The following is a 26,390-nucleotide window of genomic DNA, read 5'->3' as shown; positions in this document are numbered from 1 at the left end:
GGAAAAACAGGCGCTCCCAAAGAATTTAATGTGCGATCCTTAGTGTTTGACAAAGACTGGATTGCCAGCCGAGCGATACCATCTAAGGTAACAAGTCAGGAAGCTGTCCGGGGGAGGGACATGGCCACCAAACTTATTCTATGTAACTGCGAAGGCTCGCAGCAGGTGGACGCCGACCGCATTGGCGCGGCCACCGAGCTGGAGTGCAGCAAAACGCACACCGCCCTTTGCACGCGAGAGCTGGGTGTTGTTGCTGACTTTATGAAGGGGGATGAACAACTGCTGATTGCCTGCGGGCAGGAGCAGGAGGTGTTTCGCGATCTGGCCGAGGACCTTGAGGTTGAGGCACCCGCCTTTGTCGATCTGAGGGACCGCGCAGGCTGGTCTGACCAATCTGGCGATGCGGCCCCGAAGATGGCAGCCCTGGCGGCTGAGGCGTTGGTGCCCATGCCCATCTCGCCCAGTGTTGATGTGATCAGCGAGGGGACCTGTTGCATCGTTGGCCCGGCCGAGGTCGCCTTTGATCTGGCGGAGCGTTTGTCGACTACGCTGGCGGTGACTGTTGTCACTGGCGATGAGACCTCACCCGTCAGCCGCAGCTTTGACGTGGTGCGGGGGCAGGTCCGCTCGGTTTCGGGCGCATTGGGCGGGTTCGCCCTGCGGATCGACGGGTTGCAGCAGATTGCCCCGGGTGGTCGTGGGGCGTTTGGATGGACCGAGCCGCGTGACGGGGCGCAGTCGGCCTGCGACATCCTGATTGATGTGGCCGGAGACACGCCACTGGTTCAAGCCCCGGCTAAGCGAGAGGGTTATCTGCGGGCTGACCCGCGCGACCCGCTGGCGGTCTCCAAACTGGCGTTTGATGCAGCGCAGTTGGTAGGGACGTTCGAAAAACCACTCTATGTGCGTCTTGAGGAAACTCTGTGTGCCCATTCGCGGGCCGAGCAGGTCGCCTGTACCAATTGCCTCGATATCTGCCCGACTGGAGCAATCACGCCCGCCGGAGAGCATGTCGCCATTGACCCGATGATCTGTGCAGGCTGTGGGGCTTGCGCGGCGCTGTGCCCCTCGACCGCGATCACTTACGAAGACCCGCCTGTGTCGGCGGTGCTGTCGCGCATGCATGTCCTGGCCCGGACTTATCGCCGGGCTGGAGGCTCCGCGCCGCGTCTGCTGGTGCATGACGCCCATGGGGCCGAGATGATCCGTCTTGCCGCGCGGTTCGGACGTGGACTTCCCGCCGATGTTATCCCGATGGAGGTGAGCGTCATTTCCGGCTTTGGCCATGCCGAGATGCTGGCCGCTTTGGCCCACGGCTTTGCGAGGGTCGACATCCTGCTGGCCCCCACGACCGAGCAGGATGCTCTGGACCGCGAGCTGGAGCTTGCACAGGCGATCGCGCCGGAAGCGGGTCTTGGACTGATTGATGAGGCCGACCCGGATGCGATGAGCGATCTGCTCTATGCTCAAGACGTACCGGCGGCACTGACCGACCCGGTTCTTCCGTTGGGCAACCGTCGACAAATCGCCCGGTTGGCGGCGCAGGCATTGAACCCTAAGGCCGAGGAACCTCTGGCTTTGCCCCAAGGCGCACCCTATGGGGCCGTCGCGGTGGATACGGATGCGTGTACGCTGTGCCTAAGCTGTGTGTCGCTCTGCCCATCGGGGGCCTTGATCGACAACCCGGATAAACCTCAGTTGAACTTCCAGCAGGACGCCTGTCTGCAATGCGGTCTGTGCCGAAACATCTGCCCTGAGGATGCCATTGCGCTGGTTCCCCAACTGGACCTGAGCGATGCGGCGTTGTCTCAGCAGGTGCTGAACGAGGAAGAGCCCTTTGAATGTGTCGAATGTGGTGCCCCGTTTGGCGTGAAGTCAACGGTTGAGCGGGTCATGGAGAAGCTGTCGGGTATACACCCTATGTTTGCCTCGTCCGAGCAGGCGCGGATGATCCAGATGTGCGACAATTGCCGGGTGGGCGCGCAGTTCAACATGCAGGACAATCCGTTCCAGTCCAAGCCGCGGCCCAAGGTTGTGACTACGGATGACTATTTTTCAAAACGGAAGGATCATTGATGCTGCAGCGGCGCGCCGAGATCCGCTGCGCTGATGACCGAGACAAAGGCCAGAATGGCGTCCAGATCGTCCAGCGTCATCTCAACAGGGTGTATCGGCGACGGACGCGAAGGATCGAAAGGGGGCGTCAGGCCTTCGATCTGCGTGAAGGCCGGGTGGGGGTTCAGCGCGAAGAAGGCCTGGAACCTCTCATCCCAATCCGGCAATGTGCGCAACACAGCGAAAGACGGGGTCGAGCCGAGCCCATTCAGGCGGTTCTGCGGGCCGATCACATGGCAGCGTCCGCAATGGGTCATCGAGAGCTCCTCACCCAACGCGGTATTGCCATCAATGACTTCGGATGCCTCGGCGCTGGCAACCTCGAAACTGGCGCTAAAGGGCGGGCCTTGATCCGGAGCAAAGCTTTCGATCGTGCGTTTGCCGATATCCGACAGCAGCCAGTCACGAAACCGCTCCTGTTTCGGATCGTCCTGAATGCGCAGGTGATAGACGATCTCGCCACGTGCAAAGACCGGATCGCCCTCGGCACCGGTATTCAACGCCATAACGCCCTCAGCATCGCTGATTACCCGTATCCCGGTCTTGAGTGAAAAGCGCGGAAGAATATGTTGCAAAAGGCCCGAGTTCGAAACTTCGGTCGGGCTGGCCAAGCCAATCGCGTCTTGCGCCCCGGAAGGGGTGGCGGAGAGCGTCAGGCTGAGGCACAAAAGGAAAAAGCGCATGCCCAAGCCTAATCGCCAAAAGGCAAATGCGTCAAATGAACGAAAAGAAACGGAGACACATGCAATGAAAAGCAACCATGCGATGGGGCAGGTTATGGGGATGATGGCATGAGTGTCCGTGACGCGGTTCTTGCAAACTTGAAAAAGATCACTGACCCGGTTTCCGGTCAGGATATCGTCAGCGCTGGCGTTGTGCGCGCCCTCAATGTCGAAGGCGATACCGTGCGCTTCGTACTTGAGATCGACCCCAAACAGGCCGAGCGGATGGAGCCGGTTCGCGCCGCCGCTGAGCAGGCCGCGCAGATGGTCGAAGGGGTTTCGAAAGTGTCGGCGATGATGACCGCGCATTCCGACAAGGCTCCACCGGATCTCAAGCCAAAACCAAAGCCCTCTCAGACCGGTCCGCAGGCTGTGCCTGGTGTGGATCGTATTATCGCCGTTGCCTCGGGCAAGGGCGGTGTTGGGAAATCGACCGTATCCGCGAACCTCGCCTGCGCCTTGGCGGCCGAGGGGCGGCGCGTCGGGCTGCTGGACGCGGATGTCTACGGGCCGTCACAGCCTCGGATGTTGGGTGTCTCAGGACGCCCGGCCAGCCCGGACGGCAAGACGATTCTGCCTCTGCGCAATCATGGCGTCACAATGATGTCGATGGGCCTGATGACCAACGAAGGGCAGGCGGTTGTTTGGCGTGGCCCCATGTTGATGGGTGCGTTGCAGCAGATGATGAACCAAGTGCAGTGGGGCGCTCTGGACGTGCTGATCGTTGATCTGCCGCCTGGCACCGGCGACGTGCAACTGACGCTCAGCCAGAAGTTTCAGGTGGATGGGGCTATCGTTGTCTCAACCCCGCAGGACGTGGCGCTGATTGATGCCCGCAAAGGGATCGACATGTTCAACCAACTCAAGACGCCGATCTTCGGCATGATCGAAAACATGTCGACCCATATCTGTTCCAACTGTGGGCATGAGGAACATATCTTTGGTCATGGCGGTGTCGCGTCCGAGGCCGAGGCGCTGGGCGTGCCGCTCTTGGGTGAAATCCCGCTGCATCTGGATATCCGGATGGCCGCGGACGGGGGTGCGCCCATCGTGGTCAGCAAGCCCGACAGCCCACAGGCCGACGCGTTCCGCAAGATCGCGCGCGACCTGATCGCCAAAGCCAACGCATGAGCGAGCCGGTCTTTCCCCCTCTGTTGACAGGTCACCCCGCCAAGGGTGGGGAAGACCCGTTCGAAAAGGCCCAGGCCATGGCGGCGCTGGGCTGCGATTCCGGTTCGGTCGTGTACAATATTCAGGCCGATCGTCTGCGTGCGGCCATCGTATTCGCGCCCGAGGTCGCTTTGCACGACGCCATGGCGATGCTTCCGCTATGTGCTGTCGGGTTTCAGAACGCACTGGGCGCTTTGGCACCGCCAGAAGTGGCGGTGCATCTGGGCTGGGATGGCCTGATCTGCGTGAACGGCGCGAAATGCGGGCAGTTTCATGTTGCCGCGTCGACCAGCGATCCCGATCACATACCCGACTGGCTGGTCGTCGGGTGGGAATTGGTACTGCTGCAAACCAGCGACGCGCCCGGCCAAACGCCGGACGTCACCGCGCTCTATGATGAGGGCTGCGCCGAGGTTTCGGCAACCCAACTGGTGGAAAGCTGGTCGCGTCATATGCTGACATGGCTCAACCGCTGGTCCGAGGACGGCAACGCGCCGCTACATGGCGAATGGCTTGGCCTTCTGCGCGGCGTCGGAGAACCGATCGAGGAGCAGGGCGTGTTCCTTGGCACGGATGAGCGGTTCGGCATGCTGATCCGCGACAAGGATGAGACTCACCTGCGCCCGCTCACAAACTTATTGGAGGCGACCTGATGAAACTGGCCCGCGCGATACACTTCGACGAAAGCGACATGAACGTGTTCCACTCGCCCGCGCGTACGGGGGAATGGTGCATCTCGGGCGGCTTTGAGTTTTCCAACTGGGGGCAGGGCGATCTGGAAGGGAAAGCCCGTCAGGCCTTCGCCAATGGTTGGCTGGGGCTAGAGACCTTCGGGCGTGTGACCTTTGTGGCTGTCACCCAGATCGAACCGGCTGAAAAGGAGCAGATCGTCGAATATCTGGCTGAGCATTTCGTGAAATTCTACGGTGCACCATCGGTCGAGGCCGCGATGGGCGTGGCGCAATCGGAGATAGACCATATGTCCGAGCTATGCGACGAGCACGCCGCCAACACTCTGCTCACCGTTGCGCGTGAATTGACCGAAAGCGGCGTGCATGAAGCCTTCCGCGTGATCACTCCGCAAGAAACCCAGCTCGAGGCGCTGGCGGTTCATGGCTCACTTGAAGACTAAGGGTCGTCAGATAAGGTCGACAAACCCGCCAAACTGACCCCGCTTGAAGATCAGGCCTTGGCCTGTGCGGTACATGACCTGATCAACATGGCCAACCATGATCAGGTGGTCGCCTGCTTCGTGGCAGGCATGCAGATGGCAGTCAAACCGCGCCAGGCAATCGGCCAGTTGCGGCCGGCCCATATCATCTGCGCTCCAGTCTGCGTGAGAGAAATCTTCTCCGTCCCGAGCAAACCGCAGGCTTTGGTCCTGCTGCTCTTGTGCCATGACATGGATGGAATAGTGCTGGCAGTCCGAAAACGCCCCGAACCGATTGGATTCCTTGGCAAGACACCACAGGACCAGCGGTGGGTCTAGTGAAACCGAGGTGAAGGAGTTCACGGTGATCGCGCGCGGCCCAAGTGCCGTCTGGGTTGTGACGACCGTTACACCTGTCCCGAAACATCCCAGCGCTTCACGAAACGCGGTGCTTTGATCAGGGGTCGGGATAAAAATCTTCTCGGTCATTGCACATCTGTTCTCTGCCCGATCGTCAGGTGCCATGACCGTTCCGTATTGTCCATGGTAACTTTGGTTCATCACGTTGAAAAACTAGGTCAGTTCAGGTCCTCCAACAAGCGACCATGTTTGCGGGTTTCGGTGATGATTGCGCCGAAAGTGGTGATTTCCCGCGCTTTCAGCATGGGTAGCATCCGCACTAGCGCCTCAGCCGTGGCCACCGCATCCCCCAGCGCCGTGTGGCGGAGCGCTTCGGGAATTTCTACGTCCAAACGGTCACATAGCGCATCCAGTGTATGCGTCTCGCTGGCGCCAAACAGGACAGCAGACAGAAGCACGGTGTCCAGAATTGGGTGATCCCATTCAACACCCATCCGCTTGGCGTGACGGCGCAGGAATGCCATGTCGAATGGCGCATTATGGGCAACAATCACGGCATCCCGCGCGAATTGGTGAAAGATGCGGCCAGCCTCGCCAATGTCGGGCGCGCCTTGCACCATTTGGTCGCTGACCTTGTGAACCTTGGTAGAGGCCGCTGGGATGGGGATGCCGGGATTGACCAGCATGTCGATCCGTTCGCCCTCGACAATGCGCCCTTTCACAACCCGGACAGCGCCGATCTGGACGATCTCATCCTTGTGCGGCAACAGGCCGGTGGTTTCGGTGTCGAAGACAACAAAGCAAAGATCTTCAATCGTTTGGGCCTCGAAACTACCCGAGGCGGACACGTTCAACAGGTCGAAATCATAGACTAGTGGGCGCGCCGCGTCCGGGGCGATCTGCGCCGCGCTGTCGTCGAAAATCAGCATGTATCCGGGCGCATCTCCCAACGGTTTCACGCGCGCGGCGTAAGTCTGCGCTCCGTCGATGCTGGTCAACGTGCAGGTGACGTCCTGACCGGTTTTGACCAGCTTCGAATAGGCGGCATACAGCGAGTCAGGCTGTAGATAATCCTCAAGCGCGGCGTTCAGACGGGGATGTGCGATCTGGGCCAGAACCTCGGCCGCTTGCGCATCATAGAGGACGATCTTGTGGTTCGGGCTGGCGAGCAGCATGGCAACCGGAATCTCGGTCAGCAGGGCGGTGAGCCTGTTCTTTTCGGCAGCCAGTTGGGCGGTCTCGGATGCGACTGCCTCGGCCACGCTGAGCGTCTTGTGCGACAGTTGATCTGCCAGCCCAGCGGCGGCCGGGGCAAGGTCGCCCAGGTATTTTGCCGTCTGCACATCCATATTGCTGCTGACCCCGGCGTGGGCCCGCGCGCGCAATTCGGCAGACAGACGCTCAATCGGTTTTGCCACGTTGTCGTCAAACAGCAACCAGACCCCGGCGACCAAGGCCAACAGCCCAAAGGCAATCACGATCCCGGCAAAAAGGAACGTGTCGAAAAGGGCGGGGTTGCCCTCGCGGGCATAGCTGAACCAAAGCGCCAGAGCGCTGACCGCCAGCCCACCAGCCGCTAACAGGCAGAAGAACAGAAAGATTCTCAGACGCAGACTCAACTTGGTCAGCATGATCAAACTCCGCAGGTGGCCTCGATGATCGGATCGCCGTTCCCGGCTTTGATCCAGTCGGCATTCAGAACGCGGCCATCGTCGCCAAACTCGGCCCCGTCGGCCAGATTGGCCCGCAGGTTTTCGGCGCAGTTTACGACCACCGGTACCTTCGAGACCGGTGCCCAGCGGCCAAAGAAATAGAGCTCGACCAGCCTTTCATCCGGCACCTGTTCGTTCTTGCGCACCGAGTCGGTGTCAATGGCAGCGAACCTGTCCACGAAAGGCACGGCATAGGTCCAGGGGCGGTAAATCGCGCGGCTTTCGACCTCTTGGATGATGCTGACACTTTCGGGCAGCGTCTCGCGGGTGCGGTCGTACCACGAGTATTCGCTGGCGATCGTCATTCCGATCATGCCCAGCCCTGCAGCAACCGGCGTGGCCCACCGGGGCAACCTTCCGCCGGTTAGCTTGTTCAGCACCAGCACGATTCCGGCAAAGGCAAAGCCCGCAAATATCGTACCGATCAATTCCAGAAACATAGGTCTTCTCCAGCCTTCGGGCGTTCCTCGCCCAGTCTTTTCAATTCAAACACGGTCGCCGAGGGCGATCCTGATCTCACGTTTTTAACCCAGCATTCCTTTGCCGTGACCAACGGCGGATTGCATGGTTTTCACCACCACAAACGCGTCCCTCAGGTGGCTGCGCTCAAAGTCCGACAGGTTTGTAGGCGGCAGGTAATTGTCGGGTTTTTCCCCGGATTTGACCAGTGCGACCTGATGTTCCAGCCGAGTTTCCGCAATCAGATCATAGGCATCCAGCAAATCACGCGCACCAGAGGGGCTGAGGACACCGGCTGCCTCAGCCGCTTTCAGGCGGGCACGGGTGTTGGCCTCGGGCAGTTTGCCCTGCAGGCTGTAAATCCGCGCCAGATCAACCACCGGCACCACGCCGTTATGTTTCAGATCCAGCGTATTGCGATGCTCGCCCGAGCGGATGGTGGCAAACCCCCGCAACAGACCCAAAGGCGGCGTGTGTTTCAGCGAATTCGAGATCATATGCGCGACAAATATCGAATTCGCATTGGCTGCGTTTAGCGTATCGGCCTGAAGATCGGCGAATAGCTCGAACGAGCCGCCGATAGGGCGTAGGTCAAACATGACCGAGGCCAGCATCTGCGCTTCGGGGTTCGGTTTTGCGATCCACCCCTTGAAATAGTCGCGCCAGACATGCAGCGGCTGACACCAGCGCGGATTGGTCGCCATCATGTCACCGGGGCAGTAGAAATAGCCGCAGGTATCCAGCCCGACCGAGACATATTTGGCCAGTTGCGTGAAATAGGCCATGTCATCTTCGGTCACCGCATCGTCCAGTATCAGGCAGTTGTCCTGATCGGACACACCTGTCTGTTCCTGCCGTCCTTGCGATCCGCACGCCAGCCACAGGTATGGCACGGGCGGGGGCCCCAGTTCGGCTTCAGCAAGACTCAGCAGCCGACGCGTGGCAGTGTCGGCGATATCCGTGATCAGCCGTGTTACGATTTCATGCCGGTTGCCACCCGCAACCAACTGCACCAGCAGCTGAGGGATTTCTGCCGTGACCTTGGCCATTTCCTGGGCAGTGTCGGCATGGGCAATTCGGCGAACAAGCTCTGCCGAGTTCACGGCCTGATAATGGGTCAGGTCTGTCTGCGTAACGACGCCGACTAGACGTCCGCCCTCGCAAATCGGGATGTGGCCGATCCCTCGCTCCATCATCACGTGCAGCACATCCGAGCCGATATCCGATGGCGATAGGGTGGTTGGGTTCGGCGTCATGATCTGTGAGATCGGAGTATCCGCCGGCATTGCATCGGCCACAAACTTGCCCGAGATATCACGCAAGGTGGTGATGCCTACCAGATCGTCGGCCTCTGTCACGCATAGCGACGAAATCCCCTTGTCGCGCATCAGGCGCGCGGCGTCGCGTACGGTCGTGGCCGGAGGGCAGGTGGCCGGATTGTGCGCCATCAGGACATCAATGGCGCTGGTCGCAAGACTCTGCGGACCGCTTCGGCCTCCGCGAGAGCGATCGAAGAACTTCGAGACCACATCATGGTTGTCGATCAACTCTCGCACCAGTTCAGGTGGCAGTACGATCAGCACAGATGGGGTATGGGCGCGTGCCTTGGTCGCGGCTTTGCCGTCTTTAAGCAGCCCGCGTTCACCAAAGGAATTGCGCAAGCCCAGATGCGAAACGACCTCATCGTTCTCATCCGTGATTTCAACCTGTCCTTCATAGATCACGAATACGCCGGGCAGTTTGTGGCCCAGATCGTAAACTGGGTAGTCCTCGTCAACTTCCCAGACCTCGATCTGTTTTGCGACCTCATCCAGAACGTCGGCGGGTAGGGCGTCATAAGGATGTACGGATTCCAGAAACCGGGTGATCTGGTCATGGGACAGGGGCATCTAAATACTCCGTGGAACAAAAATCCCGCCCGGTGGTGTGCCGGACGGGAGTAGTGGATCGAAAGACGCGGCCATTGGCAAGAACCTCAGGCCGCATCAGGCTCATTTGTTCTGAGCTGCGCCCGCACCACGGGGAATACGTACGCTTTCGACCAGATCTTTGATCTCCTGCGGAGTCTCTTTGGTCATGCCGGCAACAACATACGCAACTGCGAAGTTGATCATTGCACCGATGGCGCCGAACGAGGTCGACTTGATCGGACCCAGAAGCGGATCAGCATCGGTGAACGAGTTGGTGCCTGGAATGAACAACCAGCCCTTGTGCAGGAAGATATAGACCAGAGTGACAACCAGACCAGCCAGCATACCAGCAACCGCGCCGGTGTTGTTGATGCGGGTCGAGAAGATCCCCATCATCAGCGCCGGGAAGATCGAGGCAGCCGCCAGACCAAAGGCCAAGGCCACGGTCTGTGCCGCAAAGCCCGGTGGGTTCAGACCCAGATAGGTTGCAACCAGGATGGCTACGGCCATTGCGATACGCGCGGCCAGCAGTTCACCTTTTTCCGAGATCTGCGGATTGATCGCACCTTTGACAAGGTCGTGGGACACCGCCGACGAGATCGCCAGCAACAGGCCCGCAGCGGTCGACAGAGCAGCCGCAAGACCACCGGCAGCGACCAGACCGATCACCCAACCCGGCAGGTTGGCAATCTCGGGGTTGGCCAGAACCAGGATGTCACGGTTGAACTTTGTCAGCTCGTTTCCGACCCAGCCTTTTTCTTCCGCGATAGCAGTCATCGCTTCGGACTTGTCGTTATAGTACTGGATCTTGCCGTCGCCGTTCTTGTCTTCCCAATCCAGAAGACCGGTTTTCTGCCACGTCTGCATCCAGTCATAGCGCGGATCGTTGTCGATTTCCTCGACCGAGACAGCGCCACCTTCGATGCCACCATTGGGCCACATCATGTCGGTGATGTTCAGACGGGCCATTGCGCCAACCGCAGGAGCGGTCAGATACAGCAGCGCGATGAAGACCAGCGTCCAACCCGCCGACCAACGTGCGTCAGACACTTTGGGAACGGTGAAGAAGCGCATGATGACATGCGGCAGACCCGCAGTACCGATCATCAGCGACAGCGTGAACAGAACCATGTTCAGCGTGTTCGAGTGGTGGGCTGTGTATTCGTTGAAGCCCAGCTCGGTCACGATGGCGTCCAGCTTGGTCAGCAGAGGCTCACCGCTTGCGGTGTCACCGAACAGACCCAGTGCGGGGATCGGCGTGCCGGTCAGCTGCAGCGAGATGAAGATCGCCGGGATGGTGTAGGCTGTGATCAGCACGCAGTACTGAGCAACCTGGGTGTAGGTCACACCCTTCATCCCGCCAAACACCGCGTATGCAAACACGACACAGGCACCGATCAGCAGACCGGAAGTGTTCGAAACCTCAAGGAATCGGCCAAAGGCCACGCCAACGCCGGTCATCTGACCGATCACGTAGGTCACCGACGCAACGATCAGACAGATCACGGCAACGACGCGTGCAGTCTGGCTGTAGAAACGGTCGCCGATGAATTCCGAGACGGTGTATTTGCCGAACTTACGCAGGTAGGGCGCAAGCAGCAAAGCCAGCAGCACGTAGCCACCGGTCCAACCCATCAGGAAGGTCGAGTTGTCATAGCCGGTAAAGGCGATCAGGCCCGCCATCGAGATGAACGAGGCCGCAGACATCCAGTCCGCCGCTGTCGCCATACCGTTGGTGACCGGGTGAACGCCGCGACCAGCAGCGTAGAATTCAGATGTGGAACCCGCACGGGCCCAGATCGCGATGCCGATGTATAGCGCAAAACTCGCGCCAACAAACAGCAGGTTGATGGTAAACTGATCCATTGTCCCCGCTCTCCCTTACTCTTCGTCTACGCCGTGTTCGGCGTCTAGCTTGTTCATGCGCCAGGCGTAGTTGAAGATCAGCACCAGAAAGACCAAGATTGATCCCTGCTGAGCGAACCAAAAGCCCAGATCGGTACCGCCAACAGAGATGCCGGACAGCAGCGGACGCAGCAGGATGCCGAATCCAAACGACACCAGCGCCCAGATCGCGAGGCTGATGTAGATGAGGCGCAGGTTGGCCTGCCAATAGCCCTTATCGGCTTCGGCAGTCTGCGCGGAGTTGGTAGATTGATCCGCCATTGCGGGTTCCTCCTTCGCTTCCTCGTTGGGCGGTCCTTTGCTTCGTTCCTCCAGCGCGCCGGACCGCTTCTCGAATGTGACAGATACCCCGTGGCATCTGACAAAACTCCTCTGTTCCGCCAAGGCGGTGCATCGAAGTATTCTGTTTAAGGATCAAGGCCTTACGGTCTGTCTCCCTCCCTTAGTTCACCGCGCTGGCGACGATGTCCTCCAAGTCGCGCGCGATGTCTTCAATCTTGCCCATGGCGTTCGTCCGCTTCAGAACGCTCTGACCGTCGTAGTAGGTGATCAGTGGGGCTGTCTGTGCGTGATAGGCGCTGAGGCGTGAGGCAACGGTTTCCGCGTTGTCGTCGGCCCGGCGCTTGAACTCGGTCCCGCCGCAATTGTCGCAAGTGCCGTCGACCGACGGTTTCTTGAACGTGTCATGGTAGCCTTCACCGCAACCGGCGCAGGTGTAGCGACCCGAGATCCGGATCACCATTTCCGCGTCCTCAACCTCAAGGCTGATCGCGGCGCTGATCTTCTGGTCTTTTTCAGCCAGAAGACCATCCAGCGCCTCGGCCTGAACGGTGGTGCGGGGGAAGCCATCCAGAATGACCCCTTTGGCACAGTCGGGTTCCGCCATACGGTCACGCAGGATGTCGATGACGATCTGGTCGCTGACCAGTTCACCGGCCTCCATCACGGCTTTGGCCGCCTTTCCGGCATCGGTGCCTGCGGCAACAGCCGCACGCAGAAGGTCACCGGTGCTGAGTTGCACTAGACCGAACTTGTCTTCCAGCATGCGCGCCTGAGTGCCCTTCCCGGCGCCCGGAGGGCCGAGAAGGATGAGAACAGCAGGAGTTGTCATGGTCGCAGCGTCCATCATGCCCTCACTTATTCGCTCGGTTTGCGATCAGGTCGTCGACGACCGACGGATCAGCCAGAGTGGACGTATCGCCCAGCGAGCCAAAGTCGTTTTCGGCGATCTTGCGCAGGATACGGCGCATGATCTTGCCCGAGCGTGTTTTGGGCAGACCGGGGGCCCACTGAATAACGTCAGGTGAGGCGATCGGGCCAATCTCGGTCCGAACCCAGGTGCGCAGCTCTTTGAGTAGCTCATCCGAAGGCTCACGATCATTCATCAGAGTGACATAGCAATAGATGCCTTGTCCTTTGATTTCATGGGGATAGCCCACGACGGCGGCCTCGGCCACTGCGGCATGCGCGACCAACGCGCTTTCGACCTCGGCAGTACCCATACGGTGGCCCGAGACGTTGATAACGTCATCGACGCGGCCAGTGATCCAGTAGTCACCACCTTCGTCGCGACGGCAGCCGTCGCCGGTGAAGTAGTAGCCTTTGTAGTCCGAGAAATAGGTCTTCTCGAACCGCTCATGATCGCCCCAAACGGTGCGCATTTGACCGGGCCAGCTGTCCTTGATGCACAGAACACCTTCGACACCGTTTCCTTCAATCTCGACGCCGGATTGCGGGTCCAAGACCACCGGTTCGATGCCAAAGAACGGTTTCATCGCCGAGCCGGGCTTCATCGCATGCGCGCCGGGCAGGGGGGTCATCAGGTGACCACCAGTTTCAGTCTGCCACCACGTATCGACGATTGGGCATTTGCCCTTGCCGACAACCTCGTTGTACCAGTTCCAGGCTTCGGGATTGATTGGCTCACCCACGGTACCCAAAACTTTGAGGTCGCTGAGATCGTGCTTTTCGACCCATTCACTTCCTTGTCCCATCAGGGCACGGATCGCGGTTGGGGCTGTATAGAACTGGTTGACCTTGTGCTTGGCGCAAACTTCCCAGAAACGACCTGCATCTGGGTAAGTCGGCACGCCTTCGAACATCAGAGTTGTGGCACCATTGGCCAGCGGACCATAGACGATATAGCTGTGGCCAGTGACCCAACCCACGTCTGCCGTACACCAGTACACGTCGCCTTCATGATAGTCGAAGGTGATCTCATGGGTCATTGCGGCATAGACCAGATAGCCGCCAGTGGTGTGAACTACACCTTTAGGCTGGCCGGTCGAACCCGACGTGTAAAGGATGAACAGCGGGTCTTCCGCGCTCATCTCGGCTGGGGCGCAGTAGTCATCGGCCTCAAGCGCCATTTCGTTGTAGTCGTAGTCACGCCCGTCAATCCACGTGGTCTGACCACCCGTGCGTTTGACGACCAGGCATTTGACGCTGTCCTTGCAGTGCAGCAGAGCCGCGTCTGCGTTCGATTTCAGCGGTGTTTTACGGCCACCGCGCGGGGCTTCATCTGCTGTGATGACGACTTTGGCGTCGCAACCGTTAACACGGGCCGCCAGAGCGTCAGGCGAGAAGCCTGCAAAAACGATCGAGTGAATCGCACCGATGCGCGCGCAGGCCAGCATGGCATAGGCGGCTTCGGGGATCATCGGAAGGTAGATGATGACGCGATCACCTTTGCGCACGCCCATAGATTCCAGAATATTGGCCATGCGACAGGTGCGGCGGTGCAACTCGGCATAGGTGATGTGCTGGGCCGCATTATTTGGATCATCCGGTTCCCAGATGATTGCGGTTTGATCACTGCGAGTTTCCAGATGGCGATCCAGGCAGTTGGCCGAGACGTTCAGAGTACCATCGGCATACCAGTTGATCTTGACCGAGCCGAAATCGTAGTTGACATCTTTGACCTGCATAAAGGGCTTGATCCAGTCGATCCGCTTGCCGTGTTCGCCCCAGAACGCGTCCGGGTCGTTAACCGATGCGGCATACATCTCTTCATACTTCGCGGCATCGACATGCGCCCGCTCAACGGTTTCTGCGGTTGGCGGATAGGTCTTGGCATCTGCCTGGGCAGCGGTGGTCATGTTGAGGCTCCTCCCTCTAGGCTGGATAACTATGGGACGTCTCTTGCCCGTTATTTGAGCATTGTCGATCCCGTTCCTCCCCAATCGAAGTATGGCCGGGTTCAGAAAATAATGAAATAAATTGCCGTATTCCTTGGATTTGTTTGTAAAGAAATTTTTCTGAACGAAGTAAATTAGTCAAAAAATTTCGACTTTCTGAAAAATAACGTGAAAAAACAACATTAAAGATGTAATTTTTTTGATCGGCCCATGAGGGGTGTTTCCGTGGTGATCCGCAGCTATGTCGTCGAACAACAAGAGTCAAAAGATGTGCTTGAAAATCACCTATCAGGAAGCAGGGGTTGGCACGTATACATGTTGGCGCTAGCATCTTTCCAAGCGCCTCGGGAGGGGGCGCATCAAAGGGAGAAGATATTATGAAAAAGATGCTGAGCGGTGCCGCCGTCGCCGCCCTTGGCGTTGCGTTCGTGTCCGAGGCCGCAGCCACCGAATGGAACGCCTCGGTCTGGGGCAAGCGCCGCGCCTTTACCGAACATGTCGAAAAACTGGCCGAGCTGGTCTCGGAAAAAACCGGTGGAGAGTTCACGATCAATGTCAGCTATGGCGGCCTGTCGAAGCCGCGCGAGAACCTGGATGGCATCGAGATCGGCGCATTCGAGATTGCGCAGTTCTGTGCCGGTTATCACCGCGACAAGAACCGCGCGATTACCGTGCTGGAGCTGCCGTTTCTGGGAGTGAACAATCTGGAAGAAGAGGTTGCCGTTAGCCATGCGGTCTATGATCACCCAGCGGTGGCTGATGAGATGGCGCAATGGAATGCGCGAATTCTGATGACCTCGCCTATGCCGCAGTACAATTTGGTCGGCACCGGCGATCCACGCGACAACCTGGCCGCGTTCGAAGGCATGCGCGTACGCGCAACAGGTGGTCTGGGCAAAGCGTTTGAGGCCGTGGGCGGCGTCCCAACCTCTGTCCCTGCGACTGAGGCGTTTAATGCTATGGAATCGGGTGTGGTCGATACCGTCGCCTTCGCCCAGCACGCACACCTGTCCTTCGGAACGATCAATGAGGCGGATTGGTGGACGGCAAACCTCAACCCCGGCACCGTGAATTGCCCAGTGGTTGCGAATATCGACGCCTATGAAGCGCTGTCGCCTGAGCACCGCGAAGCGCTTGATAGCTCAATTGATGAGGCCATTGCGCACTATTTGGCCAACTATGCTGGACTTCTGGAACAATGGGACAGCGTTCTGGAAGAAAAGGGCGTGCAGAAAGTTATGATCGACGACGCGGTCATCGAAGAGTTCCGCGCTAAGGCCGCCGATCCGATCCGCGAGCAGTGGATAGCAGATATGAGCGCGCAGGGCCTGCCAGCGCAGGACCTCTACGATCTGGTTCAGACCACACTGACGCAACAGCGCGGCGGCAACTGATCGCATTCACCGGGCGCGTCCTTGCGCCCGGTCTTTCTTGACAAAGGGGATCACCGGAATGGCGGGACAGGCCACGGTGCTGGAGGATGGCAGCCGCCTTAGCCAGATAGATCAGCAATTGCTGAGGTTGGAGCGGGCTCTCGCCTTGATCAGCGGAATAGCCGTCTTTGGACTGATGGTCCTGGCCGTCGTCTCGGTCAGCGGCCGCAACGCGATAAACGCGCCGTTGCCGGGCTATGTTGACTGGATCGAACAGGCGATGCCTCTGATCGCCTTTCTCGGCATCTCTTACGTGCAGCGCGATGGCGGCCATATCCGGATGGACATTGTGATCTCGCGTCTGCACGGACGGGCGCTGTGGTTGTTCGAGCTAATCTCGGTCATCCTGATCCTTGTCCTGATGCTTGCATTGGTCTGGGGCAGCTGGTCCCATTTTGACCGATCCTTTGATTTCGGCGCGCCGATGTGGAGCCGCGATAGCTCAATTGACATAGGCATTCCGCTTTGGCCCGCGAAACTGCTGGCCCCGGTGGCGTTCTCGGTCTTGTCACTCCGGCTGGTGCTGCAAATCTGGGGCTATGGTCGCGCGTTTGTTCTTGGGCTTGAGGCACCCGTGGCGGTGCCCTTGATCCAAGACGCCGCCGCACAGGCTGCCGCAGAGGCAGAGCAGTTCGAAGGGCAGGACTAACAGATGGACACGATTGACATCGGCCTTTGGGTAACGGCTGGGCTGCTTGTCCTTGTGGTCACAGGCATGCGAGTGGCCTTTGCAGCAGGTCTGGCCGGGTTGTTCGGCTTGGTTTGGATTTTCTGGGCCAAGTTCGGCTACGATCCCGACCGGTTTGGCAAAGCTCTCACCGTCGCCGTCAAAACTGCAGGGCAGGTGCCTCATTCTAAGGTCGCCGCCCATACGCTCAGCCTGATCCCGACCTTCATCCTGATCGGATACCTCGCCTATTACGCAGGCCTGACGCGCGCGCTTTTCGAAGCGGCCAAACGCTGGATCGCCTGGGTTCCCGGAGGCCTCGCGGTCTCTACCATATTCGCCACGGCAGGGTTTGCCGCCGTCTCTGGTGCCTCGGTCGCCACCTCGGCTGTGTTTGCCCGTATCGCGATTCCCGAAATGCAGAGCGTTGGTTACAACAAGCGCTTCGCCGCGGGCGTCGTCGCTGCTGGAGGGACGCTGGCCTCTCTGATCCCGCCGTCAGCCATCCTTGTGATCTATGCCATCATCGTTGAACAGGACGTCGGCAAGCTGCTGCTGGCGGGCTTCATTCCCGGAGCGTTTTCTGCCGTGATCTATGGCTTGCTCATTGTCGGTATCGCGGTTGTGTTCAAATCCGTTGGCCCTCCGGTCACCGGCTTCACTTGGAAACAACGGTTCCAAGCGCTGCCCGGGGCGATCCCGATCATTGCCGTCATCCTGATCATCATCTGTTTCGTCTACAACCCTTTCGGCGAACAGGCTTGGGGCACCCCAACTGAAGGCGGAGCCATAGGTGCGTTCATTGTATTCTGTTTCGCCCTGGTTCATGGCATGCGCTGGCCCGAGTTCAAATCAGCTCTGTTAGAGACAGCTAAGCTGACGGCCATGATCTTCTCAATCATCTGGGGCGTGCTGATCTACGTTCGGTTTCTGGGCTTCGCAGACCTTCCGGGCGCCTTCTCGGATTGGATCACCTCGCTTGAGATGTCGCCGATGCTGATCCTGATCTGCATCCTTCTGGCCTATGCCGTGTTGGGCATGTTCATGGATGCCATCGGGATGTTGCTGTTGACCTTACCCGTCGTCTACCCCGCCGTCATGGCCCTGAACGGAGGGGAAACCGTCAGCGCCGCAGACAGCGCTTTTGGCATGTCCGGCCCAATGTGCGCGATCTGGTTTGGGATATTAGTTGTGAAAATGGCCGAATTCTGTCTGATCACGCCACCCATTGGTCTGAACTGCTTTGTGGTTGCAGGGGTCCGGCCGGACCTGAGTGTTCAGGATGTGTTCAAGGGGGTCACCCCGTTCTTCCTGGCAGACGCGGCCACCATTGCGCTTCTTGTGGCATTTCCGGGCATCGTTCTCTACTTGCCGTCTTTGGCAGGCTAGGAGTTTGCGAGGCTCTGCCTCGCGCTCCGGGATATTTTTAGCCAGATGAAGCAGGGATTCGCTCTCCAACATCAACGTCGGAGAGCTTCACCTGGCGCGGTCATCGGCTCCGCCTGTACCACAAAGGAAGCGTACTGAGCCAAGGTTAACGATACGTTTCTTCATCTGGCTAAAAATATCCCGGGGGAGTCGCCCGGAACGAGCGGCGGGGCAGAGCCCCCAATTCGACATTGGCTCGGTGCGGGATCGGAAGGAAGTTAGCCCGCGCGCATGAGCATCCCGAACAGATCGCGGGGATCGTCAGGGTCGGCCAGCATGTCCAGCGGCTCGAAAAAGTCAGTCTCCGCGACCGCACTCTTGATGACGCGCAGAGCCGAAAAGTCCTCGATGGCGAAGCCTACACTGTCGAACAGAGTAATCTGCTTATCGTCTGTTCGACCGCGTGCCTGACCGGTCATGACTTGCCACAGCTCAGTGACAGGATGGTCATCTTCCAAAGCCTGAATTTCGCCTTCGATCCGGGTTTGCTCGGGGTATTCCACGAATATCTCCGAGCGCAGAAGGATGTCGCGATGTAGCTCAGTCTTTCCCGGGCAGTCGCCGCCAATCGCGTTGATGTGGACACCTGGGCCGACCATGTTGTCGGTCAGGATCGTGGCGTATTTCTTGTCCGCGGTGCAGGTCGTGATGATCTGCGCGCCCTCAATCGCCTCTTCGGCGGTTTTGCAGGGCACTACTTTTAGGCCTTTGCCTTGCAAGTTGGCTGCGCATTTAGTGGTGGCGTTCGGGTCCGTATCATAGAGCCGCACGGTGTCGATGCCGCACATGCCTTTGAAGGCCAGGCATTGGAATTCAGACTGCGCGCCATTGCCGATCATGGCCATGGTGGTGGCACCCTTGGGGGCCAGATAACGACCGACCAAAGCCGATGTCGCCGCCGTCCTTAGGGCGGTCAGGATGGTCATCTCGGTCAGAAGGGTCGGGTAGCCCGTGTAAACATCCGCGAGCAGTCCAAAGGCCGTTACTGTTTGCAGCCCTTCAGACGTGTTCTTTGGATGGCCATTGACGTATTTGAACCCGTAGGCCTCACCATCCGATGTCGGCATGAGTTCGATCACCCCATGCGGGGAATGCGCCGGAATCCGAGGGGTCTTGTCAAAGCTTTCCCAGCGTTTGAAATCGGCTTCGATCTGTTCGGCGATCCTTATGATCATCTTTTCGACGCCGACATGGTGAACCAGCCGCATCATGTTGTCGACGGAAACAAAGGGCACCAGGGCCTTGTCTGAGGGTACAGTCATCAGAAACTCCGAGTGGGGCGGTCAAAGATCCGGCGTCCCATCAGGGATGCGGCCAGATCGACCATGAGTTTTGCGGTGCGTCCGCGTTCATCCAGAAAGGGGTTCAACTCGACCAGATCGAGAGAGCAGACCAGCCCGCTTTCGTGCAGAAGCTCCATGACCAGATGGGCCTCGCGTTCGGTGGCCCCTCCGGGCACCGTTGTCCCAACGGCGGGCGCGATCGCAGGGTCGAGGAAGTCAACATCCAGCGACACGTGAAGGATGCCGTTCTCGGCGCTCACGCGGTCCAGAAAGGCCATGAGGGGCGCTTTGATCCCATGTTCGTCAATGCTGCGCATATCGGCCAGCATGGCGTGGTTCTTCTCAAGCGCGGCTCGTTCTGCGGGATCGACCGAACGCAATCCGATCATTCCAACGCGGTTTGTAGGAACCAAGGCGGGCAAGGGTGGAAAGTCTTCGAACCCAGGCTGGCCGGTGAAGTAGGCGACAGGTGTTCCATGCAGGTTGCCGCTGTCTGTACTGCCGGGGGTGTGAAAATCGCTATGGGCGTCCAGCCACAGAACGAACAGAGGCCGGTCGACGCGCTGTGCATGATCCGCCATTCCAGCCACGGTTCCCATCGACAAGGCATGATCGCCGCCCATGAAGATTGGCACACCTTGGGGCGAAACCTCAGTCGCGACCCGGGCCAAAGCCTGCGTCCACCCGATACACTCGGGCAGGGCGAAAAGGTGGGAATGGTCCGGGATCTCGACCGGATCTGGGGCGATATCTCCGTAGTCGGTCACCGTATGACCAAGATCCGAAAGGGCGCGATCCAGCCCGGCCACGCGGTAGGCATCGGGGCCCATTCGGCAACCCTGCCGACGCTTGCCCGCGTCCATGGGGGCGCCAACTAAAACTATGTTCTTCGTATCCATATGCTTCATGTAACGTGACAGTCTGTCTTGCGTGAAGAGAGCAAATTGCTCAATAAGAAAGGTGAATATCCGAAAAGGAAGCTATTCATGGACGATTTGGATAACAGGTTGCTCAGCGCGCTACATCGGGATGCGAGGGCGTCACTGTCTGAGCTGGCCGAGACGCTCGGCGTCACGCGTACCACTGTGCGCAGTCGGCTGCAGCGCCTCAAACAATCGGGCGAGATCGTGGGCTTTACCGTTCAGACCAAGCGCGATGTGGCGCAAAGCCCGGTCCGGGGCTTGATGATGCTTGAGATCGAGGGGCGCGGGACCGAACGCACAATGGCCCGGATCGGAGCGCTACGGCAGGTGCGCGCCGTGCATTCCACAAATGGAAGCTGGGACCTGATCGCTGAGATCGGCACGGACACGCTTGCGGAACTTGATGAGGTCTTGTTCCAGATCCGCCGCATGGAAGGGATCACCCGGTCTGAGACGAACCTTCTTCTGTCCACGCGCAAGGGAAGGTTCTGAAAACGCTGCGTGAAACGGGCCGTTACGCTTTGTCGGCCACGGAAATTGTGCGACAGTCGGCGGGGATACAGGCGGGATTTATCGAATATGACCACTCAGCAGCACGAACCACGGGCCGTGCAATTGGCCGAAAAGATAACCGCATTCCTTGAGAAGCCATGGGTCCGCATCGCCATCCCGATCTTTGTCACCCTGATCGCGCTGACGGTTCTGCATGAGCTGTCCTCGCATGTGAAATGGGCGGATGTTCAATCGGACATCTCGGAAACGTCTTGGCGCGTGATGTTTTATGCTCTGTGTTGGACGGCGGTCAGCTTCTTTTCGCTGTCTCTATACGATGTCTTCGCAGTTCAAAGCGTGGCAGATGGCGAGGTCCCTCTGCCGGTTGCAGGAATGGCCGGAGCCAGCGGCTATGCGGTGTCCAACTGTCTGGGCTTTTCCTACATCACCGGCACGGCCATCCGATATCGGATATATGCGTCTCTGGGCCTTGATCTAAGCCGCGTTGCCGGGGTCATCGCCACGTCCTGGGTGGCGTTCTGGACGGGGCTGGTTTTGGTCCTCGGCCTGCTTTTGACCTTTCATCCTGACGGTATCTCGAACGCTCTGCCGATCAGCGCGACGGTTGAAACCGTCATCGGGTTGGGGTTGCTTGGTGCGCTGATCACCGTTTTTGTCTGGCTCTCCACCGGTGGGCGTCGGTTAGAGGTTCTAGGGATTGGCTTCCAACTGCCGGGTGGCAAGCTGGCCTCTTGCTTAACGTTGGCGGCGATAGGCGATCTGGCAGGGGCCTCCATGGTCCTTTACGTGCTGATGCCGGACGACCTTGGGGTTGGGTATCCGTATTTCTTTACCATCTTCATTGCCGCGATTGCCGTGGGGATCGTCAGCCACGCGCCAGGCGGTATTGGCGTATTTGAGGCGACGCTAATCGCAGGACTGGGTGCCTCGGGTCGGTCGGATGTTATTGCGGCGCTGCTGCTTTACCGCGTCGTATATACTTTCCTGCCTTTCGCCATCGCCAGCCTCTCAATCGCAGTCGCCTCGGCGCTGACGCAGCGCCACAGGATCATCGGGGCGGGGACATGGGTGTACCGCGCCATTCGTCCCATTGTGCCGATGGTTGCGGCGGGGGTGACTGCGGTTGCTGGGATCATCCTGCTGGTCTCGGGAGCGTTGCCAACGAACAGCAAGAGCCTCGGCGCGTTGCGCGAGGTTTTGCCCTTGTCCTTTGTCGAGGCCTCGCATCTGGCTGGCAGCGCCGTGGGTGTTCTGCTGCTGCTTGTGTCGCGCGGGTTGTTCCGCAAGCTCTACCGCGCGTGGGTGGTCGCGATGTTGCTGATGGTCGCGGGCTTCGCCGCGTCTCTGGCCAAAGGGTTGGATACGCATGAGGCCTTGGGCATGTTGGCCACGATCGCCGTATTGGCGCTGTTCCGTGGTGCGTTCTACCGTGTTAGCGGCGCGTCGATCTTCCGGTTGAACATCCCTTGGCTGGTCAGCGTTGTGGCGCTGCTGGCCGTGATCTTCTGGATCGGCCTCTTTGCCTATTCCCACGTGCAATACCAGAATGCCTTGTGGTGGGAGTTCGCGTGGAACGGCGATGCCTCCCGGTTCCTGCGCTCCAGCCTCGTGGTGGCGGTCATCCTCGGGATTGTGGCGGTCACCTCCTTGTTCGGACGCGAGATCCCGGTGCCGGTGCGGACGGAAATCCCAAAATGCGTCGAAAAACTGGTTATGGAAAGCGAAGATACCGAGGCCCAGATTTCCCTGACCGGTGACAAGCAATTCCTGATCGCGCCAGATGAGTCCGCATTCATTGCCTATGCCGACACGGGCAATGCCATCATTTCGAAAGGTGAACCTGTGGGCAATGAAGCGGCGGGCAAGCAACTGGTCTGGCAGCTGCGTGAAATGGCAGATCGCGAAGGCAAGCTCTGCGCCTTCTACAGCGTCTCGACCAAGTACCTGCCGACCTTTCTGGACCTCGGCCTGTCAATCCTCAAGATCGGAGAGGTCGCGCGCGTACCGCTGAAAGACTTCTCTCTGGACGGCAAATCCCGCAAACGCTTCCGTCAGGCTAAGAACCGGGCCGAGCGCGAAGGCTATGTTTTTGAGATCATTCCAAAAGAAGAACTTGCGCCCAGTCTACCGGAACTGAGGGCGATTTCCGATCACTGGCTGGAGCAAAAAGCAGGGGCCGAGAAAGGCTTCGCCTTAGGTGGCTTTGACGATGACTACCTGTCTTACTTTGACCACGCCGTGTTGCGGAACGGAGAAACCGGTCAGATCATGGCCTTTGCCAATCTGTTCCAAGGCGGCAACAAGTCCGAGCTTTCGCTGGATCTGATGCGGTACGAGCCGGACAGCCCCAGCTTTGTCATGGATGCCTTGTTTGCCGAGATGATGTCCTGGGGGGCCGAGCAGGGGTTCCACTGGTTCTCACTTGGCGCGGCGCCGTTTTCGGGGATCGAGAACCGTCAGCTTGCCTCCCTTTGGAACCGGATTGGCGGGTTCGTCTATGAACATGGTGAGCAATTCTATCACTTCGAAGGGCTGCGCGCGTTCAAACAGAAGTTCGATCCGGAGTGGAGCCCGAACTATCTCGCCAGCCCCGGAGGGCTTGCCGCGCCGCGTATCCTCTATGAGGTGAACATCCTGATTTCGGGCGGCCTAAGGGGCCTAACCAAATAGCGCGAGCGTTTCGGGCTTAGTTTGAGACGCCAATACCCTACCATGCCTCCGGCATTCTCGGGACATTGGCGTCGCCCATTGATTTAAGTGAAACCCGAAACGCTCTAGTTCAGGCTGGCGCGGGTTGGTGTTTCCTGCAGCAGATCGCCCCAATCGGTGCGGTAAGCCATCTCGGCCAGAACGGTATCTGGCAGGAACTCTCTGTTCTCGCGAATTTGCCAACCGCCGCCAAGGCCTTTGTAAACGGCGACGAGATTGCTGGAGACCTGTTGACGCGCCTCGATCAGATTTGCCTGAGAGCGCAACAGGGCGGTCTGCGTGTTCAATATTCGGGAGTAATCGGCGATCCCGTCGGTGTACTGATTGACGGCGATTTCTGCTGCCTTGCGCGAGGCATCGACGCTTTGCTGATAGAACCCGACCTGCTTGCGCGCCTGCGCATAGGCAACCATGGCGCTTTCGACCTCGGAATAAGCGGTCAGAACGGTGTTCTGATAGTTGGCGATCAGCGCCTGATAGGCGGCATCCTGCGCCCGGACGTTGTTCTTGATGCGACCATAATTCAGCACGTTCCAAACGACGCCCGCACTTGCAAGGCCCGTTGTGCTGTTCGAACTAAACAAGTTCCGCCCGCCCGAGGCTTGCAACCCAACCGAGCCGGACAGAATGAACTGCGGATAGAGATCCGCCATGGCAATGCCAACCTCGGCCGATTGTGTGGCTGCGGCCAATTCGGCGGCTCTCACGTCCGGACGACGACGCAGCAGCTCAGCCGGGACACCAACCGCGACGTTGGACCGGGCCGAGGGGATGCGACCGGAATTCCCCAGAAGGCTGGACATGCGTGACGGGGTGGTCCCCAGCAAAACGGCCAGAGCATTCTTGGTTTGCTGCAGATCGCTCTCAAGCTCGGGCACCAGGGCCTTGGTGTTGTTCAGCAGAGCCGTCGATTCCTGCACGTCTAACTCGGTGGTGATCCCGTTGTTGAACCGCAATTGGGTCAGGTCTGCCGATTCCTGCTGTAGCTTGATGTTCTCACGCGCGACGCCCAGCGACTCCTGCAAGGCGCGGATATTGACATAGAGCGCGGCGACATCGCCCGTCAGCGTCACCAGCGCGTCATCATAGTTCGCCACCTGCAACGCCAAATTTGACCGCGCCGCCTGAACACCGCGACGCTGCGCGCCCCAGACGTCCAGCTCCCACTGCGCATCAAACCCGGCCTGAGAGGTCGAGAATTCGGTATCCAGAGGAATGATCCGGTTGATATCGGCAATGGGCCCGAGATTATCGCTGATCTGCCGCCGCTCGGTTGAGGCCCCGAGGGCCTGCGATTGCGGATACAACTCGCCAAAGGCGATGCCCAACTGCGCCCGCGCCTGCAGGACACGCGCGCCAGCGACCTGCAGAGACAGGTTCTGGGCATAGGCCTCAGCGATCAGTTTGTTGAGGGTGGGGTCATTGAATGTCTCCCACCATTTCACCACCGGCGCGCTGCGCGAGGTCAGGCCGCTTTGCCCGGTGCTGGGGCTGTTCACCTCGATCCACTGTTTCACGACCGGAGAGTTCGGGCGTACGAAATCAGGACCAACTGGAGTGCAGGCGACCAAAAACGCGGCGCAGAGGGCTGTTCCCATCAAGTGTCGAAAGGGGGTGGCCCGTGTCATGATGCGCGTCCTCAAATGTCTAGCGGTCGAATGAAATTGGCGAAGGAATACAGGCGGATATTGATGCGCCGCAGGAACTCAAAGCTTTTGCCCTGACCGGTGTAGATCGCCACCGCCGCGTGGCCGCCCGCCGGTAGGATGTGCTCTTCCGGCAGATCGACGGTGATCTGTACCGCAATTCGTCCCGGCAGCTTGGGTAGCTCAAAACCGGGCAGGCGGCCTGAGGGCAGGTACTGACCCTGACGGGTGGCCCACCAAATCGCCTCAACCTTGCCGGTTAGGATTTCACCGGGATAGAGGTCCAACGCGACCTCAACCTCTTGTCCTACTTCGACAAATTTAAGGTTCTGCTGGCGGAAGGTTGCCAGAAGATAGGGGCTGTCTTCGGTGACGAAACTGGCAATCGCCCCCAAACGGATGTCGCCCACTACCAAACCTGGACGGGCCTGTTGTGAGACGATCATGCCGTTTTCCGGGGCATAGATCGTGGTGTTATCCAGAAAGTACTGGGCCTCGGACAGCTGCGCCTGTGCTTGCAGGATGCCCGTGTTTACGCCATCGATCTGCGAGGCCAGTGCCAGATTTGCCTTCTCAAGATTGGCTTCGGCCTGTTTGACCGAGGCGGTGTCCTCGGATACCTGTTCGTTCCAGCGATCCAGCTCATCCTGACGAGCACCGCCTGCGGGCACCAGATTTTCGTACCGCGCCTGTTCGGTCAATGCATAGGCCAATTGTGCATTGGCGCGCTCGACGGCTTCGGTTTTGGCAATGACATCCTGTTCCAGAATCTTGGCATTCTGCTCGGCGGCAACTAGTTGTGCCTTGGCATTGTCGACGGCAAGCGAAAACACGGTATCGTCAAAACGATAGAGCGGTTCGCCCTTGGTGATCTGAGTGTTCGGCTCGACTAGAACCTCGGTCAGAATCGTAGGCTGCGTCAGTTTTGGTACGATCTGAATTGTCGATCGTACCACATGGCTGTCGACCGAGAAGGGTTGAAAGAAGCGCAGCGCGACGAGGAAGATCAGCAGCAAATGCGCCCCTACCCAGAAGGACACAATCCCCCAGGCAATGTTGAACTTGAGCCACTCCATCTTGAAGAAGATGAACCAGACGAAAATGATGTAGAACAGCGTAATGCCGAGCGCGACGAACATGTCTGAGTG

General features: G+C 59.0%; 22 protein-coding genes. 9 read left to right on the top strand and 13 right to left on the bottom strand.

Going from position 1 to position 26,390, the window contains the following annotated elements:
• Window positions 1-120 precede the first annotated feature (120 nt).
• On the top strand, window positions 121-2,076 hold the full coding sequence (locus ACR0J4_RS02875; RefSeq protein WP_170642130.1) for a 4Fe-4S binding protein: 1,956 nt from the start codon (window positions 121-123) through the stop codon (window positions 2,074-2,076).
• Here the strand turns inward: ACR0J4_RS02875 and ACR0J4_RS02870 are convergent.
• Window positions 2,070-2,798 (bottom strand): hypothetical protein, encoded by a 729-nt coding sequence (locus tag ACR0J4_RS02870; RefSeq protein WP_170642128.1) that lies wholly within the window; start codon window positions 2,796-2,798, stop codon window positions 2,070-2,072. The genes ACR0J4_RS02875 and ACR0J4_RS02870 overlap by 7 nt on opposite strands.
• 108 nt (window positions 2,799-2,906) lie before the next feature.
• Between ACR0J4_RS02870 and ACR0J4_RS02865 the strand changes: the two genes are divergently transcribed.
• From ACR0J4_RS02865 to ACR0J4_RS02855, 3 genes are read left to right on the top strand one after another with little or no spacing between them, the layout of a single operon-like run.
• On the top strand, window positions 2,907-3,968 hold the full coding sequence (locus ACR0J4_RS02865) for an Mrp/NBP35 family ATP-binding protein (RefSeq protein ID WP_170642126.1): 1,062 nt from the start codon (window positions 2,907-2,909) through the stop codon (window positions 3,966-3,968).
• On the top strand, window positions 3,965-4,660 hold the full coding sequence (locus ACR0J4_RS02860) for a biotin/lipoate--protein ligase family protein (protein ID WP_170642124.1): 696 nt from the start codon (window positions 3,965-3,967) through the stop codon (window positions 4,658-4,660). Before ACR0J4_RS02865 ends, ACR0J4_RS02860 begins: the two co-directional genes overlap by 4 nt.
• A complete protein-coding gene (locus ACR0J4_RS02855) occupies window positions 4,660-5,139 on the top strand; it encodes a DUF6505 family protein (protein ID WP_170642122.1) in 480 nt (159 codons plus the stop codon). Before ACR0J4_RS02860 ends, ACR0J4_RS02855 begins: the two co-directional genes overlap by 1 nt.
• A 6-nt stretch (window positions 5,140-5,145) precedes the next feature.
• On the opposite strand, the gene ACR0J4_RS02850 is transcribed toward ACR0J4_RS02855, so the two are convergent.
• From ACR0J4_RS02850 to acs, 8 genes are all read right to left on the bottom strand, one after another.
• Window positions 5,146-5,646, bottom strand: coding sequence for a flavin reductase family protein (locus ACR0J4_RS02850; RefSeq protein WP_170642120.1), 501 nt, complete (start codon window positions 5,644-5,646; stop codon window positions 5,146-5,148).
• Between the two features lie 89 nt (window positions 5,647-5,735).
• Window positions 5,736-7,148, bottom strand: a complete 1,413-nt coding sequence (locus tag ACR0J4_RS02845) for an exonuclease domain-containing protein (RefSeq protein ID WP_170642118.1) — start codon at window positions 7,146-7,148, stop codon at window positions 5,736-5,738.
• Window positions 7,149-7,150: 2 nt separating this feature from the next.
• Window positions 7,151-7,669, bottom strand: a complete 519-nt coding sequence (locus ACR0J4_RS02840) for a PRELI/slowmo family protein (RefSeq protein WP_170551312.1) — start codon at window positions 7,667-7,669, stop codon at window positions 7,151-7,153.
• 84 nt (window positions 7,670-7,753) lie between these two features.
• A complete protein-coding gene (locus tag ACR0J4_RS02835) occupies window positions 7,754-9,577 on the bottom strand; it encodes a DUF294 nucleotidyltransferase-like domain-containing protein (protein WP_170551309.1) in 1,824 nt (607 codons plus the stop codon).
• Window positions 9,578-9,679: 102 nt separating this feature from the next.
• Window positions 9,680-11,464 (bottom strand): sodium:solute symporter family protein, encoded by a 1,785-nt coding sequence (locus tag ACR0J4_RS02830; RefSeq protein WP_170551306.1) that lies wholly within the window; start codon window positions 11,462-11,464, stop codon window positions 9,680-9,682.
• A 15-nt stretch (window positions 11,465-11,479) separates the two neighbouring features.
• A complete protein-coding gene (locus ACR0J4_RS02825; protein WP_170376639.1) occupies window positions 11,480-11,764 on the bottom strand; it encodes a DUF4212 domain-containing protein in 285 nt (94 codons plus the stop codon).
• Between the two features lie 181 nt (window positions 11,765-11,945).
• On the bottom strand, window positions 11,946-12,629 hold the full coding sequence (locus ACR0J4_RS02820; protein WP_170376643.1) for an adenylate kinase: 684 nt from the start codon (window positions 12,627-12,629) through the stop codon (window positions 11,946-11,948).
• Between the two features lie 7 nt (window positions 12,630-12,636).
• Window positions 12,637-14,601: an acetate--CoA ligase gene (gene acs, locus ACR0J4_RS02815; protein WP_170642116.1), complete on the bottom strand. Its 1,965-nt coding sequence runs from the start codon at window positions 14,599-14,601 to the stop codon at window positions 12,637-12,639.
• A 416-nt stretch (window positions 14,602-15,017) separates the two neighbouring features.
• Here acs and dctP point away from each other — a divergent pair, with 416 nt between their 5' ends.
• Genes dctP through ACR0J4_RS02800 form a run of 3 tightly spaced genes read left to right on the top strand, consistent with a single transcriptional unit; the run spans window position 15,018 to window position 18,129 of the window.
• Window positions 15,018-16,034: a TRAP transporter substrate-binding protein DctP gene (gene dctP, locus ACR0J4_RS02810; protein WP_170551300.1), complete on the top strand. Its 1,017-nt coding sequence runs from the start codon at window positions 15,018-15,020 to the stop codon at window positions 16,032-16,034.
• A 58-nt stretch (window positions 16,035-16,092) separates the two neighbouring features.
• The gene (locus ACR0J4_RS02805) at window positions 16,093-16,722 is read left to right on the top strand and encodes a TRAP transporter small permease (protein WP_170642114.1); all 630 of its coding nucleotides are present in this window, start codon (window positions 16,093-16,095) and stop codon (window positions 16,720-16,722) included.
• Window positions 16,723-16,725: 3 nt separating this feature from the next.
• A complete protein-coding gene (locus ACR0J4_RS02800; RefSeq protein WP_170747286.1) occupies window positions 16,726-18,129 on the top strand; it encodes a TRAP transporter large permease in 1,404 nt (467 codons plus the stop codon).
• A 257-nt stretch (window positions 18,130-18,386) separates the two neighbouring features.
• On the opposite strand, the gene ACR0J4_RS02795 is transcribed toward ACR0J4_RS02800, so the two are convergent.
• Together ACR0J4_RS02795 and rocF are read right to left on the bottom strand one after the other, a co-directional pair.
• On the bottom strand, window positions 18,387-19,430 hold the full coding sequence (locus ACR0J4_RS02795) for an ornithine cyclodeaminase (protein ID WP_170642110.1): 1,044 nt from the start codon (window positions 19,428-19,430) through the stop codon (window positions 18,387-18,389).
• Window positions 19,430-20,350, bottom strand: coding sequence for an arginase (rocF, locus tag ACR0J4_RS02790; RefSeq protein WP_170642108.1), 921 nt, complete (start codon window positions 20,348-20,350; stop codon window positions 19,430-19,432). The genes ACR0J4_RS02795 and rocF overlap by 1 nt, the downstream gene beginning before the upstream one ends.
• 87 nt (window positions 20,351-20,437) lie before the next feature.
• On the opposite strand from rocF, the gene ACR0J4_RS02785 reads away from it, so the two are divergent.
• Together ACR0J4_RS02785 and mprF are read left to right on the top strand one after the other, a co-directional pair.
• Entirely contained in the window at window positions 20,438-20,866 is a 429-nt protein-coding gene (locus ACR0J4_RS02785; protein WP_170469819.1) for an Lrp/AsnC family transcriptional regulator, read from the top strand.
• Between the two features lie 87 nt (window positions 20,867-20,953).
• Window positions 20,954-23,557, top strand: coding sequence for a bifunctional lysylphosphatidylglycerol flippase/synthetase MprF (gene mprF / locus ACR0J4_RS02780; RefSeq protein ID WP_170642106.1), 2,604 nt, complete (start codon window positions 20,954-20,956; stop codon window positions 23,555-23,557).
• A 104-nt stretch (window positions 23,558-23,661) separates the two neighbouring features.
• Here mprF and ACR0J4_RS02775 read toward each other — a convergent pair whose 3' ends face one another.
• Window positions 23,662-25,224: an efflux transporter outer membrane subunit gene (locus ACR0J4_RS02775; RefSeq protein WP_170642104.1), complete on the bottom strand. Its 1,563-nt coding sequence runs from the start codon at window positions 25,222-25,224 to the stop codon at window positions 23,662-23,664.
• A gap of 11 nt (window positions 25,225-25,235) precedes the next feature.
• Window positions 25,236-26,381 carry an HlyD family secretion protein gene (locus ACR0J4_RS02770; protein ID WP_170551281.1) on the bottom strand — a complete coding sequence of 382 codons (1,146 nt, stop codon included), beginning with the start codon at window positions 26,379-26,381 and terminating at the stop codon, window positions 25,236-25,238.
• Between the last annotated feature and the right edge of the window lie 9 nt (window positions 26,382-26,390).

Source organism: Ruegeria sp. B10 (genome assembly GCF_056539825.1).
This window is presented reverse-complemented; position numbering and strand designations above follow the sequence as displayed.